The sequence below is a fragment of the Rhizobium sp. IY2 genome (genome assembly GCF_047532935.1).
Lineage (GTDB): Bacteria > Pseudomonadota > Alphaproteobacteria > Rhizobiales > Rhizobiaceae > Rhizobium > Rhizobium anhuiense.
The window spans coordinates 31642-57878 of record NZ_JBLKNU010000006.1 but is presented as its reverse complement, the minus strand read 5'-3'; the positions used below and the strand labels follow the sequence as shown (position 1 = coordinate 57878).

At 60.9% G+C, this 26237-nt stretch carries 28 protein-coding genes; 7 read left to right on the top strand and 21 right to left on the bottom strand.

Annotated features, from left to right (window positions below):
* The first annotated feature begins 9 nt into the window (after positions 1–9).
* Together ACMUVN_RS19675 and ACMUVN_RS19670 are read left to right on the top strand one after the other, a co-directional pair.
* Positions 10–1437 carry a gamma-aminobutyraldehyde dehydrogenase gene (locus ACMUVN_RS19675; RefSeq protein WP_132575812.1) on the top strand — a complete coding sequence of 476 codons (1428 nt, stop codon included), beginning with the start codon at positions 10–12 and terminating at the stop codon, positions 1435–1437.
* Between the two features lie 149 nt (positions 1438–1586).
* Positions 1587–1760 (top strand): DUF1328 domain-containing protein, encoded by a 174-nt coding sequence (locus ACMUVN_RS19670; protein WP_003552965.1) that lies wholly within the window; start codon positions 1587–1589, stop codon positions 1758–1760.
* Positions 1761–1822: 62 nt separating this feature from the next.
* Here the strand turns inward: ACMUVN_RS19670 and ACMUVN_RS19665 are convergent, their stop codons facing one another.
* The 8 genes from ACMUVN_RS19665 to tal form a co-directional block, all read right to left on the bottom strand.
* Positions 1823–2482, bottom strand: a complete 660-nt coding sequence (locus ACMUVN_RS19665; RefSeq protein ID WP_207910841.1) for a DUF3313 domain-containing protein — start codon at positions 2480–2482, stop codon at positions 1823–1825.
* Between the two features lie 165 nt (positions 2483–2647).
* Positions 2648–4024, bottom strand: coding sequence for an ATP-binding protein (locus ACMUVN_RS19660; protein WP_132575810.1), 1377 nt, complete (start codon positions 4022–4024; stop codon positions 2648–2650).
* Positions 4021–4761, bottom strand: a complete 741-nt coding sequence (locus tag ACMUVN_RS19655) for a response regulator (protein ID WP_063475279.1) — start codon at positions 4759–4761, stop codon at positions 4021–4023. Before ACMUVN_RS19655 ends, ACMUVN_RS19660 begins: the two co-directional genes overlap by 4 nt.
* Before the next feature lie 251 nt (positions 4762–5012).
* Positions 5013–5291, bottom strand: a complete 279-nt coding sequence (locus ACMUVN_RS19650; protein WP_132575858.1) for a hypothetical protein — start codon at positions 5289–5291, stop codon at positions 5013–5015.
* A gap of 188 nt (positions 5292–5479) precedes the next feature.
* On the bottom strand, positions 5480–5971 hold the full coding sequence (locus ACMUVN_RS19645; protein ID WP_047616244.1) for a hypothetical protein: 492 nt from the start codon (positions 5969–5971) through the stop codon (positions 5480–5482).
* A 121-nt stretch (positions 5972–6092) separates the two neighbouring features.
* Positions 6093–6539: a DoxX family protein gene (locus ACMUVN_RS19640; protein ID WP_047616603.1), complete on the bottom strand. Its 447-nt coding sequence runs from the start codon at positions 6537–6539 to the stop codon at positions 6093–6095.
* 83 nt (positions 6540–6622) lie between these two features.
* Positions 6623–7291 carry a DUF1345 domain-containing protein gene (locus tag ACMUVN_RS19635; RefSeq protein WP_047616601.1) on the bottom strand — a complete coding sequence of 223 codons (669 nt, stop codon included), beginning with the start codon at positions 7289–7291 and terminating at the stop codon, positions 6623–6625.
* Positions 7292–7383: 92 nt separating this feature from the next.
* Positions 7384–8349 carry a transaldolase gene (gene tal / locus ACMUVN_RS19630; RefSeq protein ID WP_047616243.1) on the bottom strand — a complete coding sequence of 322 codons (966 nt, stop codon included), beginning with the start codon at positions 8347–8349 and terminating at the stop codon, positions 7384–7386.
* Between the two features lie 421 nt (positions 8350–8770).
* On the opposite strand from tal, the gene ACMUVN_RS19625 reads away from it, so the two are divergent.
* Positions 8771–9796, top strand: a complete 1026-nt coding sequence (locus ACMUVN_RS19625; RefSeq protein ID WP_063475277.1) for a sugar-binding transcriptional regulator — start codon at positions 8771–8773, stop codon at positions 9794–9796.
* A 61-nt stretch (positions 9797–9857) separates the two neighbouring features.
* Here ACMUVN_RS19625 and ACMUVN_RS19620 read toward each other — a convergent pair whose 3' ends face one another.
* Positions 9858–10730 carry a methylated-DNA--[protein]-cysteine S-methyltransferase gene (locus ACMUVN_RS19620; protein ID WP_047616239.1) on the bottom strand — a complete coding sequence of 291 codons (873 nt, stop codon included), beginning with the start codon at positions 10728–10730 and terminating at the stop codon, positions 9858–9860.
* A gap of 79 nt (positions 10731–10809) precedes the next feature.
* The gene (locus tag ACMUVN_RS19615) at positions 10810–11307 is read right to left on the bottom strand and encodes a DUF2244 domain-containing protein (protein ID WP_047616676.1); all 498 of its coding nucleotides are present in this window, start codon (positions 11305–11307) and stop codon (positions 10810–10812) included.
* Between ACMUVN_RS19615 and nth the strand changes: the two genes are divergently transcribed.
* Entirely contained in the window at positions 11306–12112 is an 807-nt protein-coding gene (gene nth, locus ACMUVN_RS19610; protein ID WP_174824461.1) for an endonuclease III, read from the top strand. The genes ACMUVN_RS19615 and nth overlap by 2 nt on opposite strands.
* Here the strand turns inward: nth and ACMUVN_RS19605 are convergent.
* The gene (locus tag ACMUVN_RS19605; protein WP_047616671.1) at positions 12077–12655 is read right to left on the bottom strand and encodes a TetR family transcriptional regulator; all 579 of its coding nucleotides are present in this window, start codon (positions 12653–12655) and stop codon (positions 12077–12079) included. The genes nth and ACMUVN_RS19605 overlap by 36 nt on opposite strands.
* A gap of 82 nt (positions 12656–12737) precedes the next feature.
* On the opposite strand from ACMUVN_RS19605, the gene ACMUVN_RS19600 reads away from it, so the two are divergent.
* The gene (locus ACMUVN_RS19600) at positions 12738–13163 is read left to right on the top strand and encodes a VOC family protein (protein ID WP_047616788.1); all 426 of its coding nucleotides are present in this window, start codon (positions 12738–12740) and stop codon (positions 13161–13163) included.
* Positions 13164–13166: 3 nt separating this feature from the next.
* Here ACMUVN_RS19600 and ACMUVN_RS19595 read toward each other — a convergent pair whose 3' ends face one another.
* On the bottom strand, positions 13167–13883 hold the full coding sequence (locus ACMUVN_RS19595; protein WP_047616669.1) for a sulfate transporter family protein: 717 nt from the start codon (positions 13881–13883) through the stop codon (positions 13167–13169).
* 233 nt (positions 13884–14116) lie between these two features.
* Here ACMUVN_RS19595 and ACMUVN_RS19590 point away from each other — a divergent pair, with 233 nt between their 5' ends.
* Positions 14117–14971 (top strand): MurR/RpiR family transcriptional regulator, encoded by an 855-nt coding sequence (locus ACMUVN_RS19590; RefSeq protein WP_047616230.1) that lies wholly within the window; start codon positions 14117–14119, stop codon positions 14969–14971.
* A 34-nt stretch (positions 14972–15005) separates the two neighbouring features.
* On the opposite strand, the gene ACMUVN_RS19585 is transcribed toward ACMUVN_RS19590, so the two are convergent.
* The 9 genes from ACMUVN_RS19585 to ACMUVN_RS19545 form a co-directional block, all read right to left on the bottom strand.
* Complete coding sequence (locus tag ACMUVN_RS19585; protein WP_132575806.1) at positions 15006–16589, bottom strand: FGGY-family carbohydrate kinase; 1584 nt, start codon at positions 16587–16589, stop codon at positions 15006–15008.
* A complete protein-coding gene (locus ACMUVN_RS19580; protein WP_047616227.1) occupies positions 16589–17278 on the bottom strand; it encodes an HAD family hydrolase in 690 nt (229 codons plus the stop codon). Before ACMUVN_RS19580 ends, ACMUVN_RS19585 begins: the two co-directional genes overlap by 1 nt.
* 98 nt (positions 17279–17376) lie before the next feature.
* Positions 17377–18858, bottom strand: a complete 1482-nt coding sequence (locus tag ACMUVN_RS19575; RefSeq protein WP_132575804.1) for a mannitol dehydrogenase family protein — start codon at positions 18856–18858, stop codon at positions 17377–17379.
* An 80-nt stretch (positions 18859–18938) separates the two neighbouring features.
* A complete protein-coding gene (locus ACMUVN_RS19570; RefSeq protein ID WP_132575802.1) occupies positions 18939–19937 on the bottom strand; it encodes an ABC transporter ATP-binding protein in 999 nt (332 codons plus the stop codon).
* A 17-nt stretch (positions 19938–19954) separates the two neighbouring features.
* Entirely contained in the window at positions 19955–20785 is an 831-nt protein-coding gene (locus ACMUVN_RS19565) for a carbohydrate ABC transporter permease (protein ID WP_018483649.1), read from the bottom strand.
* Position 20786: 1 nt separating this feature from the next.
* Entirely contained in the window at positions 20787–21659 is an 873-nt protein-coding gene (locus ACMUVN_RS19560) for a carbohydrate ABC transporter permease (protein ID WP_047616221.1), read from the bottom strand.
* A 139-nt stretch (positions 21660–21798) separates the two neighbouring features.
* Entirely contained in the window at positions 21799–23109 is a 1311-nt protein-coding gene (locus ACMUVN_RS19555) for an ABC transporter substrate-binding protein (RefSeq protein ID WP_047616219.1), read from the bottom strand.
* 145 nt (positions 23110–23254) lie between these two features.
* A complete protein-coding gene (locus tag ACMUVN_RS19550) occupies positions 23255–24208 on the bottom strand; it encodes a sugar-binding transcriptional regulator (RefSeq protein WP_047616217.1) in 954 nt (317 codons plus the stop codon).
* A gap of 194 nt (positions 24209–24402) precedes the next feature.
* Positions 24403–24972 carry an exopolysaccharide biosynthesis protein gene (locus ACMUVN_RS19545; protein ID WP_414815400.1) on the bottom strand — a complete coding sequence of 190 codons (570 nt, stop codon included), beginning with the start codon at positions 24970–24972 and terminating at the stop codon, positions 24403–24405.
* A gap of 345 nt (positions 24973–25317) precedes the next feature.
* Between ACMUVN_RS19545 and ACMUVN_RS19540 the strand changes: the two genes are divergently transcribed.
* Entirely contained in the window at positions 25318–26229 is a 912-nt protein-coding gene (locus ACMUVN_RS19540; protein WP_132575800.1) for an ROK family protein, read from the top strand.
* Positions 26230–26237: the final 8 nt, after the last annotated feature.

Below are 26237 nucleotides of genomic sequence, written 5' to 3'. Positions count from 1 at the left end.
GAGAACATCATGGATACCCAAATGCTGATCGGTTCCCGCTTCGAAAAAGGCACGGAGACGGAAGAGCACATCCTGAACCCGAAGACGGGCGCGACGGTGATCGACCTTCCCGAAGCCTCGCTTTCCCAGATCGACGCCGCCGTCGACGCTGCTGAAAAGGCCTTCGCAAGCTGGTCGCAGACGACGCCGGGCGAGCGTTCCGGCTACCTGCTGAAGATCGCCGACGCCATCGAGAAGGATGCGGTCGGCTTCGCGACTCTGGAAGCGCTGAACTGCGGCAAGCCGATCAATGCGGTGCTGAACGACGAAATCCCGGCGATCGTCGATTGTTATCGCTTCTTCGCCGGCGCCGTGCGCAACCTGCACGGCCCGGCCGCCGGCGAATATCTGCCTGGCCACACCTCGATGATCCGCCGCGATCCGATCGGCATCGTCGGCTCCATCGCGCCATGGAACTATCCGCTGATGATGATGGCCTGGAAGCTGGCGCCGGCGATCGCCGGCGGCAACACCGTCGTCTTCAAACCATCGGAACAGACGCCGCTGACGTCGCTGAAAATGGCGAAACTGCTCTCCGAAATCCTTCCCGAAGGTGTCGTCAACGTCATCCTCGGGCGCGGCGAAAGCGTCGGCAACGCCCTGATCAACCATGCCAAGATCGGCATGGTCTCGATAACAGGCGATGTCGCCACCGGCAAGAAGGTGCTGCAGGCCGCCGCCAAGACGGTCAAGCGCACCCATCTGGAACTCGGCGGCAAGGCGCCGGTCATCGTCTTCGACGACGCCGATATCGATGCCGTCGTCGCCGGCATCCGCACTTTCGGCTATTACAACGCCGGTCAGGACTGTACCGCGGCCTGCCGCATCTATGCCGATGCCAGGATCTACGACAATTTCGTCGCCGATCTCTCCTCAGCCGTCGGAAGCATCCGCTTCAACCAGGCCGACGATACCGAAAATGAGATCGGGCCGCTGATCTCCAGGCGCCAGCGCGACCGTGTCGAAAGCTTCGTCGCCCGCGCTTCCGAACACAAGCATATGGAGATCACCACTGGCGGCAAGGTTTCCGGCGACAAAGGCTTCTTCTTCGCCCCGACCGTCATAGCAGGCGCCTTGCAAGACGACGAGATCGTCCGCCGCGAAGTCTTCGGCCCGGTCGTCTCGGTCACCCGCTTCTCCGATGCCGACGATGCCGTTGCCTGGGCAAACGACAGCGATTACGGCCTCGCCTCCTCCGTCTGGACGAGGGATATCGGCCGCGGCATGAAGACCGCCGCCCGCCTGCAATATGGCTGCACCTGGATCAACACCCATTTTATGCTGGTCAACGAGATGCCGCATGGCGGCCTCAAACAGTCGGGCTACGGCAAGGACATGTCGGTCTACGCGCTGGAGGACTACACCGCCGTGCGCCACGTGATGATCAATCACGGCTGATCGGGAGAAGGCAAGGATACGAAATTCGACGTTACACCCATCAGCAGCACCGGGAGGGGCAGGCCGAAGATCAGCGCCTTCCATACCGACGATCTGGAACATTTTCCCGGTTGCTGCGTCTTCCCAGGCAAAACGCAAAGGATGACGCCATGCTGAAATGGGCTCTCATATTTTTCGTGATTTCGATCATCGCCGGCTTCTTCGGTTTTTCCGGCGTATCGGCAGCAACCGCGACGATCGCCCGCGTTCTTTTCGGCATCGCGCTGGTGATCTTCCTGATTTTCCTCGTCCTTGCGCTGATGGCCGGCCAGGCGATCTTGTGAGCGGAAACGCAGCGGCAATGAGCGTGGACGTAGAACATGTCCACGCTCATTGACCCAACCGGCTATTTCAACTGCGCAAGGAGCGCGTCGGCGCCTTTCCGGACGCCGACCATCGAGGCATCCATCGCCGTGAAGCTTGCACCGATATTCATCGCATTCGGATATTGCTTGGTGACATAGGAAGACAGGAGACGATTGCTCGCAGCATCATAGATCTCCACGGCATAGTTCACCGAACCGGTCATCGAGCCTTCTCGGCCGCGCGCCGCCTGGACGGTGTTGTACAATCCGCCGGCGACGTCGATGCGCGTGACCGTTCCGAGCACCGCAGTTGTTGCCTTCGCGCCCGTCAGCGTCAGATGCAATCTGAGCGTTGCCGGAGCAGGCGTGCTGACGATGGCAAAGCGTGTCTTCAATTTTTCCGTGAATTGCTGCTGCATGTAACTGGCGAGGAAAATCCTGTCCTTTCCGGAAACCTTGCCGAACTGATTGTCAGGGCCGTTATAGACCGTAACGGGATCTACGATGATCCTGTTGTACTGGCTCCAGTTGACATTCGTCTGATAGCGATATGGCACGCGGCCGGTCTTATCCTCAATGTTCGGTCGAAGCTGTGATGCCGAAGCAAGTCCGGAATACACCGTCGGGTCAGGGGTCGTGCATGCGGCAACGCCCAAGCAGGCGAGCATCAGTGCGGCGCCGATTTTCAAATTTTTTATCAATGGCTTGGCTCCAGCTTTGGAAATGCCGAACGGCATCTGCTGGCACCGGTTTTATGGAATTCGGATGTTGCTGTGTTTGTTATGATATGCGGAAATGTTCGCAAACCCTCTTTGCGACCAAGCAGCGCGACGCGACGCATGACCACGCCGTCGGTCGGCCGGCAGTCAGTGTGATGAAGGGATCGACGGCGAGCCTTCGGGCTGGATCACCTGGCGAGCGGGCAGATCGATCACGACGACCAGGCCGCGTGGTTTCCCGTCCAACAACGTCAATTGTCCGTTATGCGCTTTGGTGACGATCCCTTGGGCGATCGGAAGACCAAGCCCAAGCCCGGAACCGCCTGCGGCGGCGATCTGCCGCGATTTGTCCCCCTTGAAGAATGGCTCCAGAACCTTCGCCTTGAGCTCGTCCGTCAGACCGGGACCATTGTCCCTCACCTCTATCCGGATCCCGCCATCGTCACGGCCTTGCAACTCGATTTCGACCTGCGTTGCATAACGGGACGCGTTTTCGACCAGATTGGTTATCGCGCGGGTCAGCGCCTGAGGTTTGCAGACAAACGCCAGTCGCCGCGGACCGGTGAACCGCACATCGACGCCGGTGTCGGAGAAATCGGTCGTAATCGTCTGTAGCAGGCTTGAGATATCGACCTTTCGATCGACCGCCCTCACCGATGGATCTTTGAAATAGGCCAGGCACTCGTCGATCATGAAATTCAAAGTGGCGATATCCGCAAGCATCAGGCTGCGAAGTTCCGGCTCTGAGGAACGCTCGGCACGCATCCGCAATCTCGTCAGCGGTGTCCTGAGATCATGACCCACGCCGCTCAGCACTCTTGTTCGATCCTCCGCCATGCTCTGGATGCGATCGCTCATGACGTTGAGCGATTCCGCCAGGCTTCGGATCTCGGCTGCGCCATCCGGTTCGAAAGGCTTTTCCAGGCTGCCTTCCATGCTCGCGCGTTTGGCAGCGGCAGCAAAGCGCCTCAGAGGTTCGGTAATAAGCCGGCTGCTGAAATATGCGAGCAGCACCAACGGAATGACGATTTTCAAAAATCCGCTTGCAGCTGCCGGAACGAACCACAGATAGCTGGGAAAAACCGGCAGTTGAAAGATGAGAGCACGCCTGTCGTCAATTCCGACAGTCAGCACGTCTGGATGCGATTGACCCATGACGAAACGATGAAATGCCGCGAAAATATTGTCGGCGAGCAGCGCGTCGATGCGCGCCACGATCTCGTTTGCAGCTATCATCGGCTGTTTGCCGGCAAGCGGCTGATCCAGGGACAATTTTTCGACCCCAACGCCGAGTGCCGCTGCTCTCTTGAGAACCGCGGCTTCGTCCTCGACTGACCTTGCCTGCGCAAATTGCTCGGCGACCATCGCCGCCCTGCCGGCAAACAGGCCGTTTTGAAAGCCGCGATCATGACGGCCGTAGATATAGGGCTCCATCGCGGTCGCCACGACGGAAACCAGCACGACAAGCAAGGTCGCCAATATGAGGATCTGGCTCTGGATCGAAGCGCGCCGGAAATTTCTCACGAGAGACGCTCTACCTTGGATGCGAAAAGATAGCCCCCCAAGCGCACCGTTTTGATGAACGTCGGGTCTTTCAGATTTGGCTCTATCTTTTGCCTGACCCGGCTGATGTGGGCGTCGATGCTGCGTTCCACCGGCCCTGCCGACCCTGCATGTGTCATCGACAAAAGCTGTTCGCGCGTCAAAACCTTATTGGGATTGCAACAGAATGCCAGGAGGATATCGAACTCCGCGGTTGTCAAGGAAACCTGCGCGCCGTCCGCGTCGAGAAGTTGACGGCTTTTCGGATCGATGCGCCATCCCGAAAACGTCATAGGCCCAAGCGTTTCCTCGTGATGGTGGGCATATGACGATCTGCGGAGAATGCTCTTGATCCGGGCCAGCAGTTCGCGGGAGTTGAATGGTTTCGTGACATAGTCGTCAGCACCGAGCTCCAGGCCGAGAATGCGGTCGATATCCTCCTGGAGCGCCGTCAGCATCAGGATCGGCACCGAGCGCGACGCGCGAAGCCGCCGGCAGATGCTGAAGCCGTCCTCGCCCGGCAACATCGCATCGAGGACGATGAGATCGAATTGCTGTCGCGCCATCATTCGGTCCATAGCCGCGCCGCTCTCCACCGACGAGGCTTCGAAGCCGCTGGTCCGGACAAGGTCCACCAGCATATCGGCGATCGCTGAATCGTCTTCGACGATGAGGATATGAGCCTGATTGGGAACTGCCATTTCATATGCCATCGTCATTTGCTCTCTTGCCAGGAGTCCTGTCGGCGCGAAATTATCACGTTTCCGCTTTTATCAATCAGGCGGCCTCATCCGCCATCGATCACGGTGGTTAAAATCTCCAAGGCCGCGTCGCCAGGCACTTTTCTCCGCACGATATCAGCTGCCACCGATACGGCTCCGCCTTATCAGGTCTCGTGCAATGCTATGTTCGATAATGTTGCGAAATGTTGCAGACAGGAATGCCGGTGTCGCCGACACGGCGCCCTATATCAAAACTGCCTTTCGGGATCACCGCTGACTTCCACATGGTCATCTCGGATTCCGCTATCGATGATAACCGTGGCGACGAAACAGACGCGAATGACCAGCAGACAGAAGAATACCAGCGAGAGGCTCGCCGTCGCATAGTGCTTCAACGCGGAACGCTTGGGGAGCCGGGCAGTGAGTTTATGAAGGGCGTTTCTGGCGAGACGACCGATCGCTACGAGCAGAAACAGTGCCGTAATGATGTACCCGCTTGCCGAGGCCGCCCCCAATAACTGGAACATCAAAAGACACCCGCACCAAGTGAAGACTTCGCGTTTTGGAATGACGCCTTCAAACCGACGAAACCCGATGGAACGACGCCGATGAGATCCGTCCGCAAGGCGCGTGATCGGCCGGAAAGGCGGCGCCGGGTGGTCCGGATCGGCGCCCGGCGAAGTCCGGTTCGGCGGCGATGGGAATTCGGCCACTGTTAATCGGCTCGCTCTGCGCGGGGCGAGGCGCGGCGACTTAGAAGCAGAGATGTGGCGGCACGCCACCGGGATGCCTTCGCCGCGGCTGCAATCACCGTCTCATTGAGAGTTGGCGTTCTTTGGACCGCAGCAATCCTGGCTGTCTTTGACTCCGTGAGCGCCGCGATCCTTCTCAGAAAGGCATCGCTGTCGAATTCTTTCGAGGAAGGAACCGACTTTGCTGTCGGCTTGATGGCATGGAAAAACACCTCCAGATTGATGACTGGTATCGGCTTGATGTTTCGCACCAGGTCGATATCCGCCCGCATCGTTACCGCCAGACAATATCGGTCCGAGCGCAAAGCGTCGAAGAGCTCCGGTATGGAAGACACAGCCGTCGCGGCATATCCGTTCTCATTCAGCTTCGAGACGATACCGCAGGCAGCGCCTTTGCCGAGAAAGACGAGAATTGGCTTTTGCTGGTTGCTTTGCACTGATGACATCACTGGCATACTCCTGACCTGTCGCCAGAAGTTTAGCCCGCATCGGCGCTGCTGTTTGTTCGGTTTTATTCGGTTTTATTGCGCCGCGAAGCGCCCGCGAAGTTCAGGCAAGCGCGGCGGACCTCGCTATTTACGACAACGCTGCCCTGAGCCAGGGATGCATCGAGGCCCTCTTTCTGAGCAGCCTGTCGATCGATATCGATCCCGCGCCGGAAGCCGAAAGCACAAACATGCCGCCGGCAATCGCCAGGTCCTTCTCGAAATGCAGCAACTCGTTCTGGCTTGCGAAATTCGTATGGAAGAGCAAGGCGGTCGCCAGGCAGAAGAGCGCCAGCGCCAGTGCGCCAAGCCGGGTGAGGAAACCTGCCGCGACGGAAAGGCCGGCGCCGATCTGAAGGGCGATGGTAGCAAGTGCCATCGGCGTCGACAGCCCCAGTTTTGCGAAAGTGTCGATGGTCGCAGTGAGATCTGCCGCAAGGGACCAGCCCTCATGCAGAAAGATCAGCGCCAGCAGAAACCTGCCGAGGAGCAGAACGAAATCGGCCGGTCGGGACCGGCTTGAGGCGCTTTCCATCATACCCTCCGGTTTGAAGAGCAGGCGGCGCGGCCCGCTCATGCCTTCGGCTCCTCAGATCCTCGCAGCCGCTCTGGCAAGATGCATTATAGCAGGCTTGCCCCGACATTGATCGCCAGCGCCAGGATCGTCGTATTGAAGAGGAACGACAGCACGGCATGCAACAGCGTCAGCTTGCGCATGCTGGTCGAACTGACCGCGACATCCGCCGTCTGTGCGGCAACGCCGATGGTGAAGGAGAAATAGAGGAAATCCCAGTAGCCGGGCTCTTCGATCCCATCGGGAAATTTGAGCCCGCCCTCCTCGTCCGCCCCGCCGTAGAAATAATGGGCATAGTGGATGGTGAAGAGCGTATGCAGGAAGAACCAGGAGATCAGGATCGTCAAAATCGCCGCACTTGCCCGTGCCAGCGCGACGTCAGGTGCCGCCTCCTTGATCGAATGAAGCTCGATGCCGATGCCGGCGATGCTGGCAAGTGCGGCACCGATCGAAAGAGCCAAGAGCACGGTATCGGAGAAATCAAGATCCGCGGAGCGTTTTCGGATGCTGTCAACCGTCGCCCGCAGCATCTTGCGCCAGCTCAGCGCGACAAAAACGCCGGCGCTGACATTCCAGCCGAACAGGATATTGCCGGCGCTGACCTCGCGCGAGGTCACAGCCAGGAAGACCGCCAGTCCAGCAAGAGTGGCGATGATGAAGCTCGCATGCTTGTAGACAAATGCCGCAAGCGAATTCGTCCTTTCCTCATCCGCCATATCGGTCTCCGACAGCATATGCCCTTGATAACAGCACGAAAAAGGCGCGCCTGCCAGCCGGCAGCCGCGCCTCCGATTGCATGCCGTGCCGATCAGGCGGCGGCGAGCTGCAGTTCCTTCTGCACCATGGTCCGCAACGTCCCCAGATCCTTGGCGAAGGCGCGAATGCCTTCGGCGAGTTTTTCCGTCGCCATCGCATCTTCGTTCATCAGCCAGCGGAAGGTCTTCTCGTCGACGGTGATCTTCGCAGCCGGCTTGATGATCTCGGGCGAAAGCTTGCGCTCGAGCTTGCCTTCGTCCTTGGAGAGTTCGTCGAGCAGGTTCGGAGCGATCGTCAGGCGGTCGCAACCGGCCAGCGCTTCGATTTCGCCAGCGCTGCGGAACGAAGCACCCATGACGATCGTCTTGATGTCGTTGGCCTTGTAATAATTGTAAATGTCGCGAACCGAAATGACGCCCGGGTCTTCCTCAGGCGTGTAATCCTTGCCCGTCGACTTCTTGTACCAGTCGAGGATACGGCCGACGAAGGGCGAGATCAGGAATACCTTGGCGTCGGCGCAGGCAACGGCCTGTGCCTTCGAGAAGAGAAGCGTCAGATTGCAATCGATGCCTTCCTTCTGCAGCACTTCGGCAGCGCGTATGCCTTCCCAGGTGGAGGCGAGCTTGATCAGGATGCGATCCTTCTCGATGCCGCGTTCCTTGTACCCGGCGATGATGCTGTGAGCCTTGTCGATCGAAGCTTGTGTATCGAAAGAAAGGTCGGCATCGACTTCGGTCGATACGCGTCCCGGAACAAGCTTGGAAAGCGCAGCGCCGACGGAGATGGCGAGGCGATCAGCGACGGCGGATGAAACGGCTTCGGGATTGCCGCCTTGCTTCTTGCCCCAGGCGACGGCTTCCTTGATGGCGTCGGCGAACATGGGCGTGCCGAGTGCCTTCAGCACGATGCTCGGGTTCGTCGTGCAATCAACCGGCTTCAGGCGGGCGACGGCCTCGATGTCGCCGGTATCGGCGACGACGGTGGTAATCTCGCGAAGTTGGTCAAGCTTGGATGTCATGGTCAATAATCCTTGTTGAACTTGGGCTGCGACCGGCGCGAGTTCCGCCCGGCAAAGGTGATCTACCGGCAGGTTGTTTGCATGCTGCAGGCGAAAATGCGCGCATCCGTCACGGATGATTTATAAACGTGAAGGACAGTCGCCGTGTTCCAGCCGCCAACGAACGACGGCTCGAACGCAAGCGATGCCGCCTGCGGCTGGAAGGCCGGTCGTGACTTTCGGCATGCCCGCACTATGTCCTCCTCGACGGACAAGAACGACTTGTGTCACCCGGACTATCGCCACTCACCCAAGGAAAAGTCAAGGACATTTGTGCATTTCAATTGACATAAGTGTCACACCCGTCATTATCCCCCAACAAAAGCGTCGTTACGGCCCTTCATCCCATGGGGGATTGAGGCGGGCATCCTGCGGAGGAGATGTGGTCAAGCTCAAACGCGGCACGCACACGGCCTATTCCGAAGCATCCTCGCTGCGGCTGAGGGCGGCATGGCTCTATTATAACGAGGGCCTCACCCAGAAAGACGTGGCCGAACAGCTCGGCATCAGCCGCACCACCGTGATCCGCCTGCTCGACGAGGCGATGAAACGCAGCGAAGTCCAGATCTGGATCAACGATTCGATCGGCGATTGCGTTGAACTTTCGGTGAAGCTGGAGCGCGCCTACGGCCTCGACGAGGCGATCGTCGTACCCGCACCGATCAGCTGTGATGTGAATTCGCTGGCGAAAAATGTCGGCCTGGCGCTTGGCCAGTTCCTCTCCGAAGCCATTCCCGACGACTATACGATCGGCGTCGGCTGGGGCCGCACCATGACCGCCTCGCTGTCAAGCTTCCGGCCGCCGCGCCGCACCAATTGCAAGGTCGTGTCGCTGCTTGGCGGCATCGTCGCCGTGCACCAGACCAACCCGATCGACTACACATGGCGGCTGGCAAATCAGCTCGGCGCCGAATGCTACATGTTCCTGGCGCCGCTTCTCGTCGATTCCATCGAGACCAAGCGCAATCTGATCGAAAAATGCGGGCTGGACACGATCTATCGTCTCGCCGAGAACCTCGATCTGGCGATCGTCAGCTGCGGCGATATCGGCCCGCATTCGACCTCACTGTCGGAGGGCTGGATCTCCAAGGCCGAGTTGCAGGAACTGATCGATGCTGGCTGCGTCTGCGACACCATGTTCAACTTCCTCGACAAGGACGGCAATTCGGTCGACCACTCGATCAATCGGCGCGTCATGTCCGTCGATCTCGACACGCTGAAGGAGGCCAAACATATCGTGCTCTCTTCCGGCGGCGCTCATCGGGCCGTGGCGATCCGCGCCACGATCAAGCGCATTGGCTGCAATACGCTGATCACCGACGAAAGGGCTGCACGGGCATTGCTGGAACTGGCGGAGACATCGCCGTCCGCGCCTTCTCCCCAGTGGGGAGAAGCGCAGGAGCGATAGCGAGCGGAGCAAGACGAACGGGTCGGGGGTTGAACGGCCCGCCGCTCCGCCCGGGAAGCCATCAGGCGTGCGCCGATTCCCAGCCGAGCATCGCCCGTTTGCGGGTGAGGCCCCAATGGTAGCCCGTCAATGCGCCGTTCTTGCCGAGCGCCCGATGGCATGGCACCACGAAGGAGATCGGGTTAGCCCCCACCGCCGCACCGACGGCGCGCTGCGCCGTCGGCCGGCCGATATCGTTGGCGATATCGGAATAGGTCACGGCCTTGCCGAACGGGATCTTCAGCAGGCTCTGCCAGACGCGCACCTGGAAGTCCGTGCCGATCAGCACGACGCGCAGCGGCTGCTCCGAGGACCATTTGCCGGGTTCGAAGATGCGGGCCGCATAGGGAACCGTCGCCTGCAGGTCTTCGACATAAGAGGCGTTCGGCCAGCGGCAGGTCATATCCTCGAGGCAGGCCTTCTCGTCGCCGGAATCGCTGAAGGCAAGGCCGGCAAGGCCGCGGTCGGTCACCATGATCAGCGCGACACCGAAGGGGCAGATGTGGAAGCCGTAGCGGATGGTGAGGCCGCCACCCTTGGCCTTCCATTCGCCGGGCGACATCGCCTCATGGGTGACGAAAAGGTCGTGCAGGCGGCTCGGCCCGGAGAGGCCGACCTCGATCGACGTCTCGAGCAACGGCATGTCTTCGCTACGCAGCAGCCGCTTGGCATGGTCGAGCGTCACCGCCTGCAGGAAGCCCTTGGGCGACAGGCCGGCCCAGCGGGTGAAGGTCTTTTGCAGCTGGGTCGGCGACTGGTTGAGCCGCGCCGCGATCGCCTCCAGCGAAGGCTGATCGCGGTAATCCTCGGTGATGAGTTCGATTACCCGACGGACAATGTCATAATCAGGGCCGTCAGGCGTGATGTCTGTCTGAAGGTTGGCAATCATATTCATCGTCTTTCTCCTTGTCACAAGGAGATAGTCAATAGGGGGTGAGCAAACCACCCGATTCTTGCGCATCCGCCGGATAGTCTCAGATCCGCTGCTTGACCGTCGCGAGTGCGCCCTTGAAGGCCTTGGCGAAGCTTTCCCGATCGTCGGGATTGAGGAAGGATCCGATATCCGTGCGCCGCCCCTCGCCGAAGATATGCATGGAGAGGATGCCGATCTCCTGGTGCCGGCGAACGAGGAAACGCGCCCAGAACGGATTGAAATGATGCTCCACCATCCGTCCCGATGGTGCAAACTTGCGCACCGACACGTCCATGCGCGACACCGTCACCTGTTCGCGCGCTTTCCCGGAGCGGTAATTCAGCCAGAAGGCGCCGTACAAAAGCACGAAATCCAGTCCGAAGAAGAAGCCGATCGGCCAGGCGCCTGTCACGACGAAGAACATGCCGTAGAGGAAGCAGACGGCGCCGGACAAAGCAAGCAGCACCTTGAAGCCCCGACGGCCAAGTGACCGGTGGGGAAAGAGCTCGGCGGCGAAAACAGGCTGCTCGTTGGAGCTGTCGGCGTTGCTTTCCATCATGGCTGCTGAGTATAGAGTTTCCATGGCAAATCCGAAACTCAAATCCGTTACCAAGATGCCTCAGGGTGCGAATGTGATCGCCCGCCGCAAACCGGCGGCAGCGGTGCGCACGGTCTATTCACTGGCCGAGCGCGAGGAGATCTTCCGCCGCTTCTCCGTTCAGCGGCCGGAACCGAGAGGCGAGCTCGAACACACCAACGCCTTCACACTCGTCGTCGCCGTGGCACTTTCGGCGCAGGCGACCGATGTCGGCGTCAACAAGGCGACACGCGCGCTCTTCAGGATTGCCGATACGCCGGAAAAGATGCTCGATCTCGGCGAGGAACGGCTGCGCGACTATATCAGGACGATCGGCCTCTATCGCAACAAGGCGAAAAACGTCATCGCGCTCTCACAGATGCTGGTCGAGCAATTCGGCGGCAAGGTGCCTGAGACGCGCGAGGAGTTGGTCAGATTGCCGGGCGTCGGCCGCAAGACCGCCAATGTCGTGCTTTCCATGGCCTTCGGCCAGGCGACGATGGCCGTCGATACGCACATCTTCCGCATCGCCAACCGCATCAGGCTCGCCCCCGGCAAGACGCCCGATGAGGTCGAGGCACGGCTGATGAAGGTGATCCCGAAACATTACCTCTATCACGCTCATCACTGGCTGATCTTGCATGGCCGCTACACCTGCAAGGCGCGCCGCCCCGAATGCGAACGCTGTATCATCGCCGATCTCTGTAAGTCGCCGGAGAAGAGTTCGGATATACCGGCGGCGCTGGTCACGCTACCGCCGCAGGTGATCGGCGAGGCCGTCGAGTAGAACAGCGATCGCCTGCTCGTATTCCCGCCTTTCCCCGCCCGCCTCGATCGCGATCGCCGCGCGGTCAAAGGCTGCCGATAGCAGCAAGGTCAGCGGTGCGAGCATAGCACCGGCTTGCGGAAGCATGGCTGCAAGCCCTGCCCGCAGCGTCGCTTCCGCATTTTCTGCGTCGATCGTCGCGGTCGCCGGCAGGCCGAGAACGGCAGGCGCCTCGATCAGCAGCAGCCGTGTGCGCCCTTCTGCCATCATCGCGTCGAAATAGGCCGAGGCACCGGCGATCAGCGCGGCACGCGGCGCGTCGTGCGACGCCGAATGCGCCTCGATCGTCCCGGCCACTGCGCGCGCCTCGCATTCGATCACCGCGCGAAAAAGCGCCTTCTTGTCTTCAAAATGATGATAGAGCGCGCCTCGCGTCACACCCGCCGCCGCCACGATCTCCGGCGTCGCGGTCTCGGCATAACCCTTCTCGACGAAAAGACGCCGACCGGCATCGATCAGCGCCTGCCTCGTCTGTTCCGTTCTCTCGCGATTGCTGCGGCTCATGCGTTTTCTTTACATACAAACAGAATGTATGCTAATGGAAAAACATACAGAATGCATGTAAATGGAAAGATGGAGGAAAAAGATGAAATCGACGAGCTATTATCCTGTCATCATGACTGGCGATGTCGCCGGCACTGCCAGCTTCTATTGCAGGCATTTCGGCTTCAAGGCGCTGTTCGAAAGCGACTGGTACGTTCACTTGCAATCGATAGAGAAAGAGCATATCGCGCTTGCCATCCTTGACGGCAGCCACGAAACCATCCCGGCCATGGCCCGCGGCAGGGTGTCCGGCCTGCTCCTCAATTTCGAGGTCGCCGACGTCGATCCGATCTATGCCGCCTGCCGGAGCGCCGGCCTGCCTATACTGAGAGAGATCCGTGACGAGGATTTCGGCCAGCGGCATTTCATCACCGCAGATCCGAACGGCGTCCTGATCGACATCATCAAGCCGATCCCGCCGAGCGCCGAATTCGCGGCGATGTACGACACCGCCGCCCTGCCCGGCTGAGCCTCAGGGGTGGTGCAACGCGACATCCCTGGCGGAAACCAGCTTGTGCAGATGCACCATCATGCCGGCGGCAAAGAGCGGCGTCAGAAGATTGACGAAGGGGATCGCCAGGAAAAGGGCGATCACCAGCCCGCCGAGAAAGACGGTGGAAGCATGCTTGGCGCGGAAGAGCCGTGCCTCCTCAGGCGAACGGAATCGCATGGCGGCGAATTCGAAGAATTCCCGTCCGAGCAGATAGCCGTTCACCAGAAAGAACGCGACCAGATTGACCCCGGGGATGAACAGCAGCAGCAAGGCGACGATATTGCCGAGGATCACCACGCCGAGGAACTTGATCGAGCTTGCCATCGCCGGACCGAGCGGCATGGCGGTGCCCGGCGCATCCCCGGGATAGTCGCGTTTTTCGATGACGTCGGCGACATCGTCGAGAAACAGGCCGGCGATCAGCGCCGTGACCGGGGAAAGCAACAGCGCCAGCATCAGGGCGAGGCCGATACCGGCAAGGATCGCGAAGACGAAAGCGAACCACCCCGCCCAATCCGGCACATCGGGAAAGAAGCTCGTGAGCCATGGAAAGAGAAAGGCCATGAAGGCCCCGCGCAGCGCAAACCAGAGGCCGACGAGCACGAGAATCGTCAGGCCGAGCACCTTCCAGAAGACCGAGCGCGTTTCCGCCGCGAAGAGATTGGTGAGCGATAGTCGAGCGGCGTCAAGAATCATGTCTCAGGCGTCTCCGGTTGCGCGCAAGATGTAGGAAAGGTGGGGGTCGCCGACAAGAGAATAAAATTACATGCAGTAATAGAAAACTTGTCGAAAACTAAATACTAATATAATATTGTGACGTATATGAAATACGCACGGGCCTGAGAAGCAGCTTCCGAAATAGTTGCAAAGACAAGGGGTCGCAACAGCGCATCCACGGAACGCCTCTGAGGGAAGACGGGGAGGCCGATGTGGAAGACTTTGTGCAAAAACTCAGGCAATACGCAAAAAACGGCACACCAGCCGAACGCCGTATCGCGAAATATTTCACCGAACACCTGAATGACCTGCCGTTCGAGACAGCTGCATCCGTCGCTGACAGGCTGGATCTCTCGCCGATGACCGTCGGCCGGTTCCTGCGCGCGCTCGGCTATCAAGGGTTGGACAGCGTCAAGGTCGAGATTCGCGAGACCGTGACCACATCGCCGGCGCAATTGCAGAGCGCCATGAGCGAGCTGCATCAGGACGCCGCGGAGGGCAAACCGCTCGCCGTGCTGGTTGCCGAACAGATCCAGGCGCTCCATCATATCTATCATCTGACGGCGCAGCCGCATTGGTCAGAAGCCGTCGGCTTGATCAGCACGGCCCGAGAAGTATCAATCGCCACGCATGCGCGGCTCGCGAGCCTCGCCAATCATTTCTGCCAGCGGCTGACACAGGCCCGCGACGGCGTGCGCACGCTCGACGCCGCCGACAACCGTTTTGCCGAGCTCTTCGCCCGGCTGGCGGTCGATGACGCGCTGCTTGTCATTATCGACTGTCGCCGCTTCGCCAAGGCGCGACTGCTGGCCAGGACGGCGCGGCGCTACGGCTATAAGGTCGTGCTCATTTCGCCGCAACAGGCGGACTGGATGGCGGACCAGTCGAACGTCATGCTGCCCTTGCCGCCAGCGCGCGCGCCCGATCTCGACAACCTTCCGCCGCTGATCGCCCTGCTCGATTGCCTGTCGGAATCCGTTATCCTCGAAGTCGGAGAAGAAGCGGCCCTTCGCCGTCGCCGCATGATGGAATTCGCGACCGTGCTCGGCGAGGCCGCAAACCACTGACGTCCTTAGCGCGTCTCAAAAGACGAGCGGCGCCCTATAGCATCGTTTCCAGTTCGGCGCGGTGGCGGTGCATGGCGAGAAGACGGCGGTAGTCGCGGTCGTAGAGCGCCTGTTTCGCCTTGTCGGGAAGCCGTTCGTCGCCGCCTGGATACATCGCCTCGCCGGCCGCCGCCAGATCCTTGTACAAACCGCAGGCGACGGATGCGGCGACCGCCGTGCCGAGCAGCACCGCCTCGTTCATTTTCGGCACCACGACCTTGCAGCCGGTCGCATCGCTATAAAGCTCCATCAGCACCGGGTTCTTCACATGCCCGCCGGCAATATGCAGAGTATCGGGCATGTAGCCGTATTCCTTCATCATTTCCAGGATATGGCGGATCCCGAGGGCAATCCCCACCGCAGAGCGCCAATAGAGCGCGCAGAGCCCGTCGAAGGACGTATCGAGCGTCAGCCCGCTGACGACGCCGACGGCATGCGGATCGGCGAGCGGCGAGCGGTTGCCATGGAAATCCGGCAGCACGAAAATCCGCGCACCGAAGGCATCGCCCTCCTCGGCCCTCAATTCGGCGATGCGCGCGACGATCCTCTGATGCAGCGCCGCCGTCGGCTCGCCGCCGGCCGCATGCATACGCACGATGTGGTCGAGCAGCGCGCCGGTCGCCGATTGCCCGGCCTCCACCAGCCAGGATTGCGGGAAGACAGCCTCGTAATAGGGCCCCCACATGCCATGGCTCGGCTTGCGTTCCCGGGAGAAGGTAACGATGCAGCTCGACGTTCCGGCAATCAGCGCCAGCTGGTGCTCGCGTTTTACAGGATCGGCGGCATAGCCGCCGAGCGCGCCCAGTGCACCCGCATAAGCGTCGATCATCCCGGCAGCAACATGGCAATCCGTCGTCAGCCCCAGCGCTTCCGCCGCTTCCGGTGTCAACTGCCCGACACTGTCTCCGACAGGCGTGGTCTCGTCCGGCAGATGGCCGCGCGCATGAAGGTCCTCGAGGCCGATCCGCTCCAGGAAATCCTGCTGCCAGCCCTTTTCGAGATGCGCGAGATAATTCCATTTCGCCGTCAGCGTGCAGCGTGAACGGGCAGGCGAACCGGTCGATTTCCACGTCATGAAATCGGCGAGATCGAAAAAGTAGCCGGCCTTTTCCCATGTGGCCGGCAGCTTCTTCTTCAACCACATCAGCTTCGGCATTTCCATCTCGGGCGACATCACATGCCCGGAATGTTCGAGCACCCTGTGCTCCGTCGCCGTGCAGAAGTCGGCTTCCTTCAGTGCCCGGTGATCGAGCCAGACGATCGTGTCGAAACGCCGCTCGCCGCCGGTGGAAACGCTGAGCTGATGGCCCTCGACGTCGCGGACCACCAGCGAACAGGTGGCGTCGAAGCCGATCGCTCCAACCGAGGCGGCGGCGATGCCGGATTGCTCCATCGCCCTGCGCACTGCCGTGCAGGCGGCCGACCAGATATCTTCGGAATCGTGCTCGGCATGGTTTTCACGCGGCCGGTTCATCACGATCGGATGTTCGGATTTGGCGAGCAGGCGGCCGCGTGCGTCGAAGACGCCGGCGCGCGCACTGCCCGTGCCGATATCCACCGCAACCACATGATCACGCATCAAATCTTGGTCCCGTCCAGCTTATGGTTGCGGACAAGGTGTATCAAATCCGGCATGGCGTCAAACACCACCTCAGGCGAAAGACGATCGAGTTCGGCGCGGTATCCGGCGAAATTGGCGTGGGACCCACCGGTGAAGGCGAAGACCGTCATGCCCGCCGCCTTGGCGGCAGCAATACCGGCCGGGCTGTCCTCGACGACAAGGCAATGTGCCGGCTCGACCCGCATTTCACGCGCCGCATGCAGGAAAAGATCGGGCGCCGGTTTGCCGCGCTTGACCATCGTCGCGCTGAAGATGTCGGGCAGCTTGCCCAGAAGTCCGGTCACCGACAGCGACAGGCGGATTCGCTCCATCTGGCTGGACGAGGCAACGCAACAGGGCACGCCAAGTCCGTCGATCGTCGCGGCGACACCCTCTATCGGCTTCAACTCGGTGCGGAAACGGGCATAGAGATCGGTGCGGATGCGCTCGAGGAATTCCTCGCCGGCATGGACGTTGAATTCGGTTTCGAGCGTATCGATGAGGGTCGACAGGCTACGGCCGAGAAACCGCTCATAGGCCTGGTCCTCGGTGATCGAGACGCCGAGATCGTTCATGGCGCCGACGAGCACGCTGATCGAAATCGGCTCGCTGTCGACAAGCACGCCATCGCAATCGAAGATGACCAGCCGTGTTTCAGCATCAGCCATGGAAGACCCAACCTGAGTTCAATTCGGACGCATGACCGTCCCGCTTTGCTCGCAAGGCCGGATGGATGGCGACAACAGCGTGCCGCCATCCCATTCCCTTACACTGCGAGCTTGCCGTCGAGATAGAGTTGCAGCGTCTCCCGCGTGCCCTTTTCCCACAGGGTTTTGAGTGCATGGGCGAAACGCTTGCGGAAAAGTTCGGATTTTGCCACTTCGCCAAAAATATCGTCGAAGGCGAGGAAGGCTGACGGGTCGTCCTTGGCTTTCAGCGCCGCCGCATGCAGGCGATCGGCACTGGCGTCGTTGAAGACGATATCCTTGCCACTGTCGGTCTTGCCGGCGAAATAACGGCACCAGAGTGCTGAAACCAGCGCCAGGCCGACGACGTCCCTGCCCTGATGCAGATTGTCGAGCGTCGACGGCAGGATGAATTTCGGCTGGCGGTTCGAGCCGTCCTGCGCCAGTCGCGGAATGGTGTCGGCAATCTTCGGATTGAGCAGGCGGTGCTCAATCAGGGCGAAATAATCCGTCAGCGACGTGTTCGGCACCGGTGGGACGATCGGGATGATCTCATCTTTTTCGAGCTTGGCGAGGAAGGCGCGGATCAGCGGCTCTTCCATGGAATCGTGAACGAAATGAATATCCATCAGCGCCGCCGGATAGGCGATCGCGGCATGCCCGCCGTTGAGGATACGGATCTTCATATGCTCGTAGGGCGTGACATCGGGAACGAAGGTCACCCCGACCTTTTCCAGCGCCGGCCGGCCGGCAGTGAACTTATCCTCCAGCACCCATTGCTTGAATTCCTCGCAATAAACCGGCCAATTGTCCTCGATCCCAAAATTGTCGCGGAGGAAATCGACCTCACGCTGGCTGGTCGCCGGCGTGATGCGATCGACCATGGCGTTCGGGAAGGCGACATTCGCCCTGATCCAGTCGGCAAGGGCAGGGTCTGAATGTGCGGCCGTGCCGACGACGGCATTGGCGGTGACGACGCCGTTGTGGGGAATGTTGTCGCAGGACATGACGGTGAACGGTCCGATGCCCCTGGCCTTGCGCGCCTTCAGGCCGGCGACGATCAGGCCGAACACCGTCTTCGGCGCATCGGGATTCTGTCCGTCGGCAGCGATCGCCGGATGAGCCGGATTGAACCTGCCCGATGCGTCGATGAAATAGCCGCCCTCGGTGATCGTCAGCGAGACGATCCGGATCTCGGGATCGGCGAGCCTGGCGATGATGGCGCTCGCATCGCCGACCGGCAGGATGTCGATCATCGGCGCAGTAACGCGCGCCGCCGTCTTGTTGTTGTCCTGCTCGACCACCGTCGTCAGGAAATCCTGCGCCGCAAGCTTTTCGCGCATGGCGGCATCCGACGGCAGCACGCCGGCGCCGACGATCGCCCAATTGTGATCCGTGCCTGCATTGAAGAGATCGTCGAGATAGATCGCCTGGTGGGCGCGGTGGAAATTACCGACGCCGAAGTGCACGATGCCAGCTTTCAGCGATGCCCTGTCATATCCAGGGATAGCCGCCGTGCGGGCCACATCCGAAAGCGTTGCCAGCGATAATTTGCACGTCATGTTTCAGTCCTCTTGAAGGTCTTGCCGAGACGGCCGGGCGTCATCGTCCGGCTCGCATGCCTGCCCCCCGGCCGCCTGCCTCAAATGGCAAGGCCGCCCTCGTTGAATTTATGGATGCGCGAACGGTCCGGCGTCAGATAGACCGTATCGCCCGCCTTGGCCGCGAAATCGCCGCTGCCGCGCGCCGTCACCATGCCGATGCCCTCGGCATCGATATGCAGGAAAGTGTCGGAGCCGAGATGTTCGGCGACCACGACCCTGCCCTTCCATTCGCCGCTCTCCATCGACAGCAGCACATGCTCGGGACGGATACCGATCGTGTGGGCTCCGAGCTGGGCCGCATTCTGGCCCTTGATGAAATTCATCTTTGGCGAGCCGATGAAGCCGGCGACGAACAGGTTGCGCGGGCGGCTATAGAGCTCGAGCGGCGAGCCGACCTGCTCGATATTGCCCCTGTTCAACACGACGATCTTGTCGGCCATGGTCATCGCCTCGACCTGGTCGTGGGTGACGTAGACCATCGTCGTCTTCAGCTGCTGGTGCAACTCGCTGATTTCAAGGCGCATGTTGACGCGCAGTGCCGCATCGAGGTTCGACAGCGGTTCGTCGAACAGGAAGGCCGAAGGCTGGCGCACGATGGCGCGGCCGATCGCCACGCGCTGGCGCTGGCCGCCGGACAGCTGGCGCGGCTTGCGTTCGAGATAGTCGGTCAGGTTCAGCACCCGGGCGGCATCCGTCACCTTGCGGTCGATCTCCGCCTTGTCGACACCCGCCATCTTCAGCGGGAAGGCGATGTTGTTGCGCACGCTCATATGCGGATAGAGCGCATAGGATTGGAACACCATGGCCAGGCCGCGCTCCGAGGGCGCCTTTTCGGTGGCGTCCCTGCCATCGATGACGATCTTGCCGCCGGAGACGTCCTCGAGCCCGGCAATCAGCCTAAGCAAGGTGGACTTGCCGCAGCCCGACGGGCCGACGAAGACGACGAACTCGCCGTCCTTGATGTCGAGATCGATCGACGGGATGACCTTGGCTTCGCCGAAGACCTTCGAAACCTTCTGAAGGGTAATGCTGCCCATGTTTCTCTCCCTTTATCTTATTTCACAGCGCCGAAGGTCAGGCCGCGGACGAGTTGTTTCTGGCTGAACCAGCCAAGGATCAGGATCGGCGCGATCGCCATCGTCGATGCCGCCGACAGCTTGGCATAGAACAAGCCCTCGGGGCTGGAATAGGAGGCGATGAAGGCCGTCAGCGGCGCCGCCTTCGAAGCGGTGAGGTTGAGCGTCCAGAACGCCTCGTTCCAGGCCAGGATGATGTTCAAAAGCAGCGTCGAGGCAATGCCGGGCACCGCCATCGGCGTCAGCACGTAGACGATCTCCTTCATCAGCGATGCCCCGTCCATGCGCGCCGCTTCGAGGATCTCGCCGGGGATTTCCTTGAAATAGGTGTAGAGCATCCAGACGATGATCGGCAGGTTGATCAGCGTCAGCACGATCACCAGGCCGGTGCGCGTGTCAAGCAGACCTGAATTGCGGAACATCAGATAGATCGGGATCAGTGCGCCGACCGGCGGCATCATCTTGGTCGACAGCATCCACATCAGCACGTCCTTGGTCCGCTTGGTCGGCGAAAACGCCATGGCCCAGGCGGCCGGAATGGCGATGATCAGGCCGATCAGCGTCGAGCCGAAGGAGATGATCACCGAGTTCATGAAGTGGCTGAGATAGTTCGACCGGCTCTGCACCTCGGCATAGTTTTCCGTCGTCCAATGGAAAAACAGGAACTGCGGCGGCGAGGCGATGGCGTCGGCTTCCGACTTGAAGCTGGTGAGAAAGGTCCACAGAATCGGGAAGAAGATCAGGATGCCGAGCGTCCAGGCGATTGCGGTGACGATGAGCTTGCGCTTCGTTGTGACTTTTCTGGCCATCTCAAGCCTCCAGATTCTTGCCGACGAGGCGCACGAGGAAGATCGCAACGATATTGGCGAGGATAACAGCCACGATGCCGCCGGCCGATGCGCCACCGATATCGAACTGCAGCAGCGCCTGGGCGTAGACGAGATAGGTGAGGTTGGTGCTGTCGGTACCCGGCCCGCCATTGGTGGTGACGAGGATTTCGGCGAAGACCGAAAGCAGGAAGATCGTCTGGATCAGGATCACCACGGTGATGGCGCGCGCCATATGCGGCAGGATGATGTAGATGAATTTCGAGATCGGCCCGGCGCCGTCCATCTCGGCCGCCTCCTTCTGCTCCTCGTCGAGCGACTGCAGCGCCGTCAGCATGATGAGGGTGGCAAAGGGCAGCCATTGCCAGGCGACGATGAGAATGACGGAAAACAGCGGCACATTGGCCAGCCAGTCGATCGGCTGCAGGCCGAGCGCCTTGGCAAGATGGGCAAACAACCCGTTGACCGGGTTCATGAACATGTTCTTCCAGACCAGGGCTGCCACCGTCGGCATGACGAAGAACGGCGCGATCACCAGGATCCGCACGATGCCCTGGCCGTACATCGGCTGGTCGAGCAGCAGTGCAAAGGCGATGCCGCCAATGACGGTGATCAACAGCACGCCGGCGACGAGCAGCAGCGTGTTGATCAGCGCCGCAATAAAGGCCGGGTCGGACAGGAAATATTCGTAGTTCAGAAAACCGACGAAGCTTTCCATGCCGGGGCTGAGCAGATTGTAGTTCAGCAGCGAGAAATAGATCGTCATCGCCAGCGGGACGATCATCCACGCAAAGAGCAGCAGCACGGAGGGCGCAATCATCAGGCGCGCAGCGGAGCGGGTATGTAAGGTCGCCATGGCAATCACCGATCTGGACTGAAGCGGGGAGCGGCCGCAAGGCAGCTTTGTCTGAAAAAAGAGGCCGCCGATGCAGTTCGGGCAATCGGCGGCCCAGAGAGGCGGATTGTCAAGGATCCGCCTCTTGCTTGGGAGGCTTTTATTTAATGTAGCCGGCCTTGGTCATTTCGCGGGTGGCGAGCTGCTGTGCGCTCTGCAGGGCCTGGTCGACCGAAATCTGGCCGGCAAGGGCTGCCGAGAACTGCTGACCGATCGCCGTGCCGATGCCCTGGAATTCCGGGATCGCCACGAACTGGACGCCGACATAGGGGACCGGCTTGACAGTCGGCTTGCTTGGGTCGGCCGAGTTGATCGAGTCGAGCGTCGTCTTGGCGAAGGGGGCCGCCTTCTGATACTCCGCATTCGCATAGAGCGAGCTGCGGGTGCCAGGAGGTGCATTCAGCCAGCCTTCCTTTTCGGCAACGAGGTTGGTGTAATCCTTGCTCGTGGCCCAGGCGACGAACTTCTCGGCCGCTTCGGCCTTCTGCGAACCTGCCGGGATGGCGAGGCTCCAGGCCCACAGCCAGTTGCCGCGCTTGCCGAGGCCCTTATCCGGAGCGAGCGCGAAGCCGACCTTGTCGGCGACGGTCGATTCCTTCGGGTTGCTGACGAAGGATGCAGCAACGGTCGCATCGATCCACATGCCGCACTTGCCGGTCTGGAACAGCGCCAGGTTCTCGTTGAAGCCGTTGGAGGAGGCGCCCGGAGGGCCGGCATCCTTCATCAGCTTGACATAGAAGTCGAGCGTGTCCTTCCACTCGGGCTGATCGAACTGCGGCTTCCAGCTTTCATCGAACCAACGAGCGCCGAAGGAGTTGGACATGGCCGTCAGGAAGGCCATGTTCTCGCCCCAGCCGGCCTTGCCGCGAAGGCAGATGCCGTAGACTTCCTTGTCCTTGTTGGTGATCTTGCGGGCAGCGTCGGCAATGAAGTCCCAGGTCGGGGCGTCGGGCATCTTCAGGCCGGCGGCGTCGAACAGGTCCTTGCGGTACATGACCATCGAGCTTTCGCCGTAGAACGGCGCCGCATAGAGCTTGCCGTCCAGGGTCAAGCCGCTGCGGATGGCCGGCAGCAGGTCGTCGACGTCATAGTTGGCGCCGAGATTGTCGAGCGGCACCAGCCAGCCCTGCTTTGCCCAGATCGGAACTTCATAGGTGCCGATCGTCAAGACGTCGTACTGGCCGCCCTTGGTCGCGATGTCGGTCGTGACCTTCTGGCGCAGCACGTTTTCTTCGAGGGTTACCCATTCAAGGTCGATGCCGGGATTCTTCGCCTTGAAATCATCCGTCAGCTTCTGCATCCGGATCATGTCGCCGTTGTTCACGGTCGCGATTGTCAGCGTCTCGGCCGAAGCCATGCCGGCAAACGCCAGTGCTGAGCAGGCGCCCAGCAGAAAAGTTCTCAATGTCATATCTTCCTCCCAGAAGATGGAGTGTGAGCATTCGCTTTGCTCATGGGCAATTACTCAACAATCAACAAAGAATGTCAATCGGCAATCGTTGCTGCAATGCCGAAGGCGATAGTCATCTCATTGATTTAACTAGAATATTTTTTGCTCAATTCCTGAGCAAAAACTCAGCAGTTTCTTCATCGGTGATCAGAGCATTGATTTGATGGCCGACAATGGCAGCCCTGATCGCCTTGAATTTGCGCTTGCCCTTGGCCAGTCCAATGACGATCGACGCGTCGCGGGACGGGATCGGCGCCGACGCGACGCGCTCGTTGATCGGGTTGTCGAGCAACCTGCCGTCGACATCGAAGATCCAGCCGCAGATCTCGCCGACCGCGCCGCCGCGCATCAGCTCCATCATCTCGTCCTTCTCGAGAAAACCGTCGACGCAGAGCGGCCCGTCGATGCCGAGTTCGCCGATGCCGACGAAGGTAACATCGGCTTGCGCACTCATGTCGAGCGTCGAACGCACCAGTTGCTGGCCGTGCAGCAGCTCCCGTTCCTCCGCCGAGGTGACCAGCACCGGCAACGGCATCGGATAGTGCCGCGCCTTCACCGCATCGGCCATGCTGAAGATGACGTTGTAATAGGCCGCCGACCCGTCCGGGGCGATATTGCCGGTCAGCGAAACGATGCGGTGATTCGGACATTCGATCGCCGGCAGTTGGTCGACGGCCGCTTTCAGCGTGCGGCCGGTGCCGATGGCGAGGACGATTGGCTCCGGCCGTTTCAGCCACCGCTCGATCTCGGCGGCCGCCGCCTCGGCGATACCGACCGTCGTCGATGACGACGCGGGATCACTCGGCACCACCTCAACATGTTTCAGCCCGAATTTCCGGCGCAACTGACTGCCGAGTTCCAGGCAGGCGGCGATCGGATGATCGAGCCGCACCTTGATCAGGCGCTCGGCGACCGCCAGCGACACCAGCCGCTGCGCCGATTGGCGCGAGATGCCCATCGCAGCGGCGATTTCATCCTGCGTGCGCCCGGCGACGTAATAGAGCCAGCCAGCCCGAGCCGCATCGTCGAGCCGTGCAGGGGTCTCTGATCTTTTTGCCATTTAATGCCTACCGCGCAAAGTGAGCCGGCGTGCCGCCGCCGAACATGATTTGAATTTGTATCGCGCCAGATCAAAACAAAATTCCGGCAAATGTCGAGCCTGTTGCAAAGAGCCCCGCCAAATAACCGCTATCACCGATGCAAACTCCGCTCATGCAACCCCGCTTAGGCAACCCGCACTTAGCCAAACCCCACTCAGGCGAACCATTGCACGACGAGATAGATCGCCGCCTTCACCAGCCCGTAGATCACCCCGCCGGCGATGACGAGCGACACGGCCGTCATCACGAAGCCGATGAGCGCGAAGAGACCGTCACGGCCCAATATGCCGAAAGCGAAGACCGAGATCGTGATCGCCGGCAGGATGTTGCCGAGCGGGACCGGCAGCAGCAGCACGATCGACAGCAGCAGACAGGCGGCCCCGGCGAGATATTCCGCCGGCGGCTCGGCAAAGATCGCAAGCCTCGGCTTCAGCATGCGCTCGGCCCAGGCGAGCCAGCGGTGAATGCGGCCGACGATATTCTCGAAATCCTCCCGCCGCATCGAACGGTCGGCAATCACCCTCGGCAGCCAGGGTTGCAGCCCGAACGTCAATTGCGCGGCCAGGAAGACCAATGGCGCGCCGAGCACGGCCGAAGTGCCGGGCGGCGTGGGAAAGGCGTTCGGCAGCGCGAAGATCAGCATCAACGCGCTGATCGCCCTGTCGCCCATCGTGTCGAATAGATCACCGATCGAGATCCGCTCACGGCTCTGGTCGGCGGCCATCTGCCGTAAAATGGATGAGAGGCGGCGGCCTTTGGGACGTGGTCTTCGGATGGTACTGTTTTCTCTCGTATCGATGATCGTGGATCCGGCGGTTGATGAAAGTGTAGGGCCGGATTCTGGCGATGCAATATGCCAATTGAATGACTTGCGGGTTAGAAATTGTAGCTGCGATCGGAGCCGATCCCGGCTATCCAATCGCCCCACCCGTGGGCGAGATATCCGACAGAACAGCGGGGTGCCACACGGCACGCCCCTGAAGCAGCCAACACCGCCGCCGAATGAGCGCTTGAAATTCCCCGCCAACAATGCAAGCAGACGCGGAGACCAGAGAAACGGCAGAGTGCAATGATCATTTCATTCGACATCGGCGGCACCGCCATCAAAGGGGGCATCGCCCGCTCCGAGACAGACATCGTTCCCCTCGGCCGCCGCCCGACGCCGAAGGATGATTTCGCCGCTTTCGTCGAGACCCTGCGCGACATTATCGCTGAAACCGGCGAACGGCCGAGCCGCATCGCGCTTTCCATCGCCGGCGTCGTCGATCCCGATACCCAGCGCCTGATCTGCGCCAACATTCCCTGCATTCACGGCCGCACGCTCGCGGCCGACCTCGAAACCGAGCTCGGCCTTCCGGTGCTGATTGCCAACGACGCCGACTGTTTCGCCATGGCCGAAGCCGGCCTCGGCGCCGGCCGCGGCCACCGCATCGTCTTCGGCGCCATCCTCGGCACCGGCGTCGGCGGCGGCTTGGTTGCCGACGGACGCCTCGTCAATGAGGCCGGCGGTTTTGCCGGCGAATGGGGTCACGGGCCGATCATCGCATCCGCAGCAGGCAATCCACCCGTCGCCATTCCCGCCTATGCCTGCGGCTGCGGCCAGAAGGGCTGCGTCGACACCGTCGGCGGCGCTCGCGGCCTGGAGCGGCTGCATCAGACGCTGCACAATCTCGACCTTTCCAGTGAGGAGATCATCGCCCAGTGGCGCCAGGGCGAGGATAAGGCGACACGCACGATCGACCTCTATGTCGATCTCGTCGCCTCGCCCTTGGCGCTAACGATCAACATCACCGGCGCGACCATCGTCCCGGTCGGCGGCGGGCTTTCCAATGTCGAGCCGCTGCTGGCTGAACTCGACCACGCCGTGCGCGCCCGCATCCTGCGCAAGTTCGAGCGCCCGCTGGTGGTGCGCAGCGAATGCCGCATCGAGCCCGGCCTGATCGGCGCAGCCCTGCTGGGGTTGAAGGCCGAGGCGGCCTAAATCCAGAG

Excerpts from the sequence above, each read along its gene's own strand:
- ACMUVN_RS19605 (WP_047616671.1), bottom strand. The coding sequence starts at position 12,655 with ATGAGCCGCAGCAATCGCGAGAGAACGGAACAGACGAGGCAGGCGCTG.
- ACMUVN_RS19670 (WP_003552965.1), top strand. The coding sequence starts at position 1,587 with ATGCTGAAATGGGCTCTCATATTTTTCGTGATTTCGATCATCGCCGGC.
- ACMUVN_RS19580 (WP_047616227.1), bottom strand. The coding sequence starts at position 17,278 with ATGGCTGATGCTGAAACACGGCTGGTCATCTTCGATTGCGATGGCGTG.
- ACMUVN_RS19555 (WP_047616219.1), bottom strand. The coding sequence starts at position 23,109 with ATGACATTGAGAACTTTTCTGCTGGGCGCCTGCTCAGCACTGGCGTTT.
- ACMUVN_RS19560 (WP_047616221.1), bottom strand. The coding sequence starts at position 21,659 with ATGGCGACCTTACATACCCGCTCCGCTGCGCGCCTGATGATTGCGCCC.
- ACMUVN_RS19640 (WP_047616603.1), bottom strand. The coding sequence starts at position 6,539 with ATGATGGAAAGCGCCTCAAGCCGGTCCCGACCGGCCGATTTCGTTCTG.
- ACMUVN_RS19635 (WP_047616601.1), bottom strand. The coding sequence starts at position 7,291 with ATGGCGGATGAGGAAAGGACGAATTCGCTTGCGGCATTTGTCTACAAG.
- ACMUVN_RS19570 (WP_132575802.1), bottom strand. The coding sequence starts at position 19,937 with ATGGGCAGCATTACCCTTCAGAAGGTTTCGAAGGTCTTCGGCGAAGCC.
- ACMUVN_RS19615 (WP_047616676.1), bottom strand. The coding sequence starts at position 11,307 with ATGATGGAAAGCAACGCCGACAGCTCCAACGAGCAGCCTGTTTTCGCC.
- ACMUVN_RS19675 (WP_132575812.1), top strand. The coding sequence starts at position 10 with ATGGATACCCAAATGCTGATCGGTTCCCGCTTCGAAAAAGGCACGGAG.
- ACMUVN_RS19550 (WP_047616217.1), bottom strand. The coding sequence starts at position 24,208 with ATGGCAAAAAGATCAGAGACCCCTGCACGGCTCGACGATGCGGCTCGG.
- ACMUVN_RS19595 (WP_047616669.1), bottom strand. The coding sequence starts at position 13,883 with ATGATTCTTGACGCCGCTCGACTATCGCTCACCAATCTCTTCGCGGCG.
- ACMUVN_RS19585 (WP_132575806.1), bottom strand. The coding sequence starts at position 16,589 with ATGCGTGATCATGTGGTTGCGGTGGATATCGGCACGGGCAGTGCGCGC.
- ACMUVN_RS19545 (WP_414815400.1), bottom strand. The coding sequence starts at position 24,972 with ATGGCCGCCGACCAGAGCCGTGAGCGGATCTCGATCGGTGATCTATTC.
- ACMUVN_RS19655 (WP_063475279.1), bottom strand. The coding sequence starts at position 4,761 with ATGACGATGGCATATGAAATGGCAGTTCCCAATCAGGCTCATATCCTC.
- ACMUVN_RS19565 (WP_018483649.1), bottom strand. The coding sequence starts at position 20,785 with ATGGCCAGAAAAGTCACAACGAAGCGCAAGCTCATCGTCACCGCAATC.
- ACMUVN_RS19645 (WP_047616244.1), bottom strand. The coding sequence starts at position 5,971 with ATGCCAGTGATGTCATCAGTGCAAAGCAACCAGCAAAAGCCAATTCTC.
- ACMUVN_RS19600 (WP_047616788.1), top strand. The coding sequence starts at position 12,738 with ATGAAATCGACGAGCTATTATCCTGTCATCATGACTGGCGATGTCGCC.
- tal (WP_047616243.1), bottom strand. The coding sequence starts at position 8,349 with ATGACATCCAAGCTTGACCAACTTCGCGAGATTACCACCGTCGTCGCC.
- nth (WP_174824461.1), top strand. The coding sequence starts at position 11,306 with ATGGCTGCTGAGTATAGAGTTTCCATGGCAAATCCGAAACTCAAATCC.
- ACMUVN_RS19575 (WP_132575804.1), bottom strand. The coding sequence starts at position 18,858 with ATGACGTGCAAATTATCGCTGGCAACGCTTTCGGATGTGGCCCGCACG.
- ACMUVN_RS19620 (WP_047616239.1), bottom strand. The coding sequence starts at position 10,730 with ATGAATATGATTGCCAACCTTCAGACAGACATCACGCCTGACGGCCCT.
- ACMUVN_RS19540 (WP_132575800.1), top strand. The coding sequence starts at position 25,318 with ATGATCATTTCATTCGACATCGGCGGCACCGCCATCAAAGGGGGCATC.
- ACMUVN_RS19650 (WP_132575858.1), bottom strand. The coding sequence starts at position 5,291 with ATGTTCCAGTTATTGGGGGCGGCCTCGGCAAGCGGGTACATCATTACG.